Here is a 6,138-nt window from a genome sequence, read left to right as displayed (position 1 = left end):
CTTAGCGAGAAGTAGTAGATGGTGAGTTCCCACCCACTTGCAAAAGTGTTGCTTACTGAACCCTACCGTTAGATTTCCGCTGCCAGCAGCGAAAGCAAGTAGCCAACCTATTTGCTTGCAGAAAGTAATGGTGTGGCTGGTAAGAAACCCCTACTTCTTAGCGAAGCGAAAGTAGGGGAGGTTCATTGTTAGTTCTGTTCAGTCGCCGTGGACACGATCGTCTCCGATTGCACCTTCACTTTACGGATGAAGAAAGCGAGCGCAAGCGCGGCCACCGTAATCCATGTCGCAATGACGAACGCATGATTGATTCCGTATATCGTTCCTTCTTTGGTTGCTTCCAATATTCCTGCCTTATCGGTCGCGGCTATCTTGCCACCAACGATGAGCTCTCTGATACGCGTACCTGCGGTGTTCGTCATTACGGTCACGAGGAACGCGGTTCCTAGCGCGCCGGCGACATTCCGCAGCGTCTGGGACATAGCCGAGCCATGAGCATTTAATCGAGCGGGCAATTGATTCATCCCGGCGGTCTGAATCGGCATCATAAGCATCGACATGCCGAACATCCGCAAAGTATACATAAGGATCATATGCGAATAGGTCGTATCAATGGTTAAGCGGCTGAACTCGAAAGTCGTTACTACCGTAATGATAAGTCCGACCACGGACAACCAACGCGCACCGATTTTATCAAAAATAATACCGGTAACCGGCGACATGATTCCCATTAGAATGGCCCCAGGCAAGAGGAGTAATCCAGCATCTAGAGGAGAGAACCCCCGTATTTTCTGCAAATAGATCGGAAGCAGGATCATCCCGGAGTACATGGACATCGTAATGATCATATTAATTACGGTGGTGAGCGAATACATATTGTATTTGAAAACGCGGAATTCGAGGATCGGCTTCTCGATCGTCCACTCTCTCCAGAAAAATAAAAGCAACGCAATGGCCCCTACGACAAGGCTGCCGATAACCCTCGCGCTATCCCAACCGTCGTTACCCGCGTCGCTGAACCCATATAATAAACCGCCGAACCCGAGCGTCGATAAGATAATGCCAAGCGCATCAAGCTTGGGGGAAGTCGTTGTCGTTACATTCCTCATCGAGACGCTTCCGAAGATAAAAGCAAACAAGGAAATAGGTAGCACGATGTAAAACAGAACTCGCCAATCGTAATGCTCGACCACCCAGCCGGATAACGTCGGGCCTACCGCCGGAGCGAAGATCATCGCAAGCCCCATCATCCCCATCGCTTTCCCGCGTTGTTCGATCGGGAATATCGTCAAGAAAATGACGGACATTAACGGCATAAGAATGCCTGCGCCTGCCGCTTGCACAAGACGTCCGATAAGCAGGATCTCGAAATTGGCTGCAGTCGCGCATATGATCGTCCCGATCGTGAACAGACCGACAGCGGTCATGAACAACTGCCGGGTCGTGAATCGATTGATTAAATACGCGCTAACGGGAATCAAAACACCATTGACCAGCAGATACCCGGTAGAAAGCCATTGTATCGTGTTAGCTCCAATGCCTAGGTCATCCATCATCTTGGGTAGAGCTACGTTTAACAGGGTTTGACTTAATATCGCAACGAATGCGCCGATGAGCAAAGAGGCGACAATCGGTCCTTTTCTTAGGGCAGCGCTTATGTTATTCATGGTTGTCATCCTCTCTCTGTCTTTGTATGATGTCCACGATTTGTTTATGGATTCGGAATAGCTGAAAGGCGATTCGTCAATTCACAAGAAAAAACCCGCGGTTTACGCAGGTTAGAAAAAACAATATCAATTACTTATTCAATATTCTGATGCCCCATTCAATATCGTCCACTTTTTTGATTTGATTTTTTTTCATAACCGTTCACCTCCTCGTTTTCGTCTTCACTTCCTTTTTGACATAATTAGGGAAATGGACACTAGTGACCGGGGTCATCATTTCTGTCACAATCTCATGCCCCTTATATAGCCTCGGGATCCTGGAAGACAGGGAGGTCGAGATTTCCTGGGGAACACTTCCCAAATGTGCAGCTAATTCCGCGCATGTAATTTGTTCGTCCATCTGCTTCCCAATAAGCGTAACTAGCGTATTAACGGGGTAGGATCGAGGCAGGCGGATCATCAATTGATCCATTCCGATTTTGCCAACGATAGGTGCGCGTTGTACATCCACCAGCATTTCGGAGCCTTGCAGGCTTTGGGACCAACCGTCTGCATAACCGATCGGTACGGTTCCGATCCATTCGTCTTCGGCTGCCCGGTAGGAGTTGTCGTAACCGATATATTGCCCTTTATTCACTCTCTTCACATGAATAAGGCGGCTATGTAAGCTTAATGCCGGCCTTAATTGCAGATCGGGTGCATGTTCCTTAGCATAAAATCCGTACAACGCCGCTCCTACGCGGACGTTATCCAACACCATTTCGGGAAAACGCAGCGCAGCGGCGCTGTTCGCGCAATGAAATTGTCGGACTTTCACGCCGGATTCCTTAACCCAGCCTAACATCTGTTGGAATTTCGCAGCCTGTGCCTTCGAATAACCGATATCCACGTTACCCGCCGTAGCCAAATGAGTAAATATTCCCGCGACCTCAATGTCAGGTTGCTTGAGCCTGGGAACCATTGCATCCCACTCTTCCCGCTCCCGTAATCCGATTCTTCCGAGTCCTGTATCGAATTTGATGTGAATCCGTAGCTTGTCCCTGGAATTTGCTGATTTGTATGCTCTCATTTGTTCGAGCCATCCCGCGTTCGTAACGGTAAGCATGAACCGATGTTTCAGGGCAATAGGCACTTCCTGAGGTTGGATAGGCGTCAGAATGAGGATCGGCGCGGTTATTCCCTGTCTTCTTAAGTTAATAGCTTCGCTAAGATAAGCCACCGCTAAGCTGTCGGCGCCAGCTTGAACGGCAATTTCGGCTATTTCCCTGTCACCGTGCCCGTAACCGTTTGCTTTAACGACGGCCATGAATTCCGCGGGTGCCGGCAAACGGGATTTAATGACTTTCAAGTTATGACTAATGCAAGACAAGTCCACTTCCGCCCACGTATCCCTGTAGATTTCTGACGGTTCCATCTTGTTCCCCCCTTGTTAACCCATTGCCGCTTGCGGTTGTCCTTCAAGAAGCGAATCGACGACTTCCTCCAGCCTTAATGCCCTTGAAGCCTTTACTAAGAGGACGGCGTTCGGTTCAAGAACCGAACGAATATGCGCGATCATCAATGGCTTGTCCTCATAGTTGAACACTCGATCCGGAGACATCCGTCTTCTGGCGTTATCCGCCGTATGCACGGAAAGGGGACCGAACGTAAACAAATAGTCTAAATGCGCATCATCGGCGTAGGAGCCGATTTCGTGGTGCAGAGATACGGCCTGTTCACCCAGATCCTGCATATCGCCAAGCACGGCAATCTTCTGCCTATCGGCTGGCCATAAATAAAGCGTTTCAAGAGCCGCAATCGCACTGGACGGATTGGATTTGTAAGTATCGTTGATTAGCGTAAAATGGTCCGCCTCGATAACTTCGTTCCTCATGCTTGATAGGTGTACATTCGCTAACCCGTCTCGCAGCTTATCCGCATTCATCCCCGCTTTCGTGGCTGCCGCGATTACCGCGAGAGCATTAAGGATCTGGTGTTTGCCGGCAAGGGGAATGCTGTACGGAATAGATGAATGCTGCGGAACGTTAATTATCGAGCCCGTCTGATCCATCCGGATTATAGCGGGATAATACGTATTCAGCTGCTCCAACCCGAAGGAAATGAAGTTGAATTCACCTCTTATCGACTCAACGGCTCCCGACAACAACACATGATCGCCGTTGTATATTAAAGTTCCGTTCTGCTTCAAGCCTGACAAAATTTCCATTTTCGCCTTGATGATGTTGTGAGTGCTGCCTAAGTCTCCTAAGTGCGCCTCGCCGATATTCGTAATAATGGCGATGTCGGGCTTTGCCATATCCGACAACAATTTGATTTCTCCAAGTCCGGACATTCCCATCTCTACGACTGCCATTTCCGTATCTTCTTCCAAGCTCAACAACGTTAAGGGGACTCCAAGGTGATTGTTTAGATTGCCTAACGTTTTTTGCGTTATGAATTGTTGGGACAGGCAGTCGGCTAACATATCCTTTGTTGAAGTTTTGCCGTTGCTGCCGGTGATGCCGATAACCGTCGCTTTCAATTGAGCGCAATACTCTTTGGCAAGCGTCTGAAGGGAAATCAAGGTGTCCTTTACCATGAGTACAGGGATCATCCCTAACGGCGCGTTCGGTTCATTCCAATTCCATAGAACGGCTGCTGCTCCCTTCTCAATCGCGAGATGGGCAAAATGGTGACCGTTAAACCGATCTCCGACGATGGGAATATACAGATTGCCTTTGCGCAGAGTGCGCGTATCGATTGAAACACCGGTTATTTCAATGCCCTGCTGTTCTTTCGTTGGGAAAGACGTATCGCCCATTACGGAAACCTGCTGCAAAGTTCTCCGGATCATTTTGTTCACCTCGTGTATTGGATGGTTTGGTTGTCTAAGTGACGCGTGAAGGCGTAGTCGATTAGCTTCTCGATGAGTTCGGAATACGTCGTGCCGTTCGTTCTTTCCCACATGATAGGGTACATGCTGAATTTCGTAAATCCGGGAAGGGTGTTGATTTCGTTCAAGTACAACTGCCCTTCTCGGTCGATGAAGAAATCGACTCTTGCCAGACCCGAGCAATTCAAGGTTCGGTATGCAAGCTTGGCTGTCTGTTGAATTTGACGGGTAACCGTTTCCGGGATCACCGCCGGAATAGACATCGTTAGCCGTCCATCCACATATTTCGCATTAAAATCAAAGAAAGCCTTGTCTTGAATGAATTCTCCGGGGATCGAAACGAGAGGTTGTTCGTTTCCCATGACGGCGACTTGGATTTCTCTACCTTCGACTTCCTTCTCAACGACGATTTTACGGTCATATTGAAAGGCAGCATGAATGGCTTCCCTTAGCTCAGTTTCGTTCTTGCATCTGCTGATTCCGATGCTGGAGCCTAGAGAAGCCGGCTTAACATAACAGGGGTATCCGATTTCTTCTTGAACGCAGCCGATCAAACCCTTAAGATCTTGAATCCATCGAACATAAGTGAACGTTCGATACTCGGCTTGAGAAATTCCCGCGTGGGCCAGCAGTTCCTTGGATACCACCTTGTCCAATGCCAGAGCGGAGGAAAGCACCCCGTTGCCGACATACGGAATATCGAGCAATTCCAGCAGCCCCTGAATCGTACCATCTTCACCGTTCGAGCCATGAAGAAGCGGCAGCACGACTTTAGGCCCTTCCAATGAAAACACATTCGTCAGGACTTCACCTAACGAAGGGGCGGTATGTTCGTGCGATGGGCGAATGATGAGGTCATGAAGCTCATTTGGCGTTTCCTCGAGCTTCCCGCGTGAGCACCAAATACCTTCTTGCGTAATGTAAATGGGATACACATCGAATTTGCCTTGATCAATGGATTGGATAACCGTATAAGCTGTTTTCAATGAAACTTCATGTTCCACGGATTTACCGCCGTATAGGATGTACAAAATCGTTTTCATAATCTAATAACTCCTCGTCAGCCATTTGCTTATCTCCTTCTAAGATAACGAACAAACCTAATGAGGCTCGTAATAATTGCTTAAATAAAGCTTAAGAATCCTAAATAAAAGATAAGTAAGATCCATCGCGCACAAAAAAAAGAATTGCCCGCGAAGGCAATCCTTGGTCACTCATCAATCATCATTAAATTTTCTCAATCTCGCTTAATACATTATCCAGTTCCGTGATCGATTTATTCAACGTTTCTTTGTCGAGAGGATCTACGGCCGCGCCAGCTTCGATAACGTGAAGCGGAGTTTCCGCTTTGTCGTACAAATCTTTGGACTTATCTTTAACTTCGTCTTCGAATGAAGCCCATGCTTCTTCAAGCTTCACTGCACCGGATTTTGCTTTCTCGACATCGCCCGCATCAACTGAGGCCTTGACTTCGGCAAGCACTTTCTTCATATCTTTCGCACCGTCGGCGATTTTATTTCCACCGCCGCCGCATGCCGACAACAAAAGTGTAAGAATAATAATAGCCGTAATCCCAAACCATTTTCCGTTATGTTTCAT

General features: G+C 48.1%; 5 protein-coding genes. All 5 read right to left on the bottom strand.

Features of this window, described 5'->3' with window-relative positions:
* Window positions 1-188: 188 nt before the first annotated feature.
* The gene (locus K7P76_RS32625) at window positions 189-1,667 is read right to left on the bottom strand and encodes a DHA2 family efflux MFS transporter permease subunit (RefSeq protein ID WP_232190279.1); all 1,479 of its coding nucleotides are present in this window, start codon (window positions 1,665-1,667) and stop codon (window positions 189-191) included.
* Window positions 1,668-1,869: 202 nt separating this feature from the next.
* On the bottom strand, window positions 1,870-3,081 hold the full coding sequence (gene alr, locus K7P76_RS32620) for an alanine racemase (RefSeq protein ID WP_232190278.1): 1,212 nt from the start codon (window positions 3,079-3,081) through the stop codon (window positions 1,870-1,872).
* 15 nt (window positions 3,082-3,096) lie between these two features.
* On the bottom strand, window positions 3,097-4,500 hold the full coding sequence (locus K7P76_RS32615; protein WP_232190277.1) for a UDP-N-acetylmuramoyl-tripeptide--D-alanyl-D-alanine ligase: 1,404 nt from the start codon (window positions 4,498-4,500) through the stop codon (window positions 3,097-3,099).
* A gap of 5 nt (window positions 4,501-4,505) precedes the next feature.
* On the bottom strand, window positions 4,506-5,582 hold the full coding sequence (locus K7P76_RS32610; RefSeq protein ID WP_232190276.1) for a D-alanine--D-alanine ligase: 1,077 nt from the start codon (window positions 5,580-5,582) through the stop codon (window positions 4,506-4,508).
* A gap of 184 nt (window positions 5,583-5,766) precedes the next feature.
* Window positions 5,767-6,138 carry a hypothetical protein gene (locus K7P76_RS32605; RefSeq protein WP_232190275.1) on the bottom strand — a complete coding sequence of 124 codons (372 nt, stop codon included), beginning with the start codon at window positions 6,136-6,138 and terminating at the stop codon, window positions 5,767-5,769.

The organism is Cohnella silvisoli, from assembly GCF_021190915.1.
Classification (GTDB): domain Bacteria; phylum Bacillota; class Bacilli; order Paenibacillales; family Paenibacillaceae; genus Cohnella; species Cohnella silvisoli.
The sequence above is the reverse complement of the archived record's forward strand: the minus strand, read 5'-3'. Positions and strand labels throughout refer to the sequence as shown.

Excerpts from the sequence above, each read along its gene's own strand:
- K7P76_RS32625 (WP_232190279.1), bottom strand. The coding sequence starts at position 1,667 with ATGAATAACATAAGCGCTGCCCTAAGAAAAGGACCGATTGTCGCCTCT.
- alr (WP_232190278.1), bottom strand. The coding sequence starts at position 3,081 with ATGGAACCGTCAGAAATCTACAGGGATACGTGGGCGGAAGTGGACTTG.
- K7P76_RS32610 (WP_232190276.1), bottom strand. The coding sequence starts at position 5,582 with ATGAAAACGATTTTGTACATCCTATACGGCGGTAAATCCGTGGAACAT.
- K7P76_RS32615 (WP_232190277.1), bottom strand. The coding sequence starts at position 4,500 with ATGATCCGGAGAACTTTGCAGCAGGTTTCCGTAATGGGCGATACGTCT.
- K7P76_RS32605 (WP_232190275.1), bottom strand. The coding sequence starts at position 6,138 with ATGAAACATAACGGAAAATGGTTTGGGATTACGGCTATTATTATTCTT.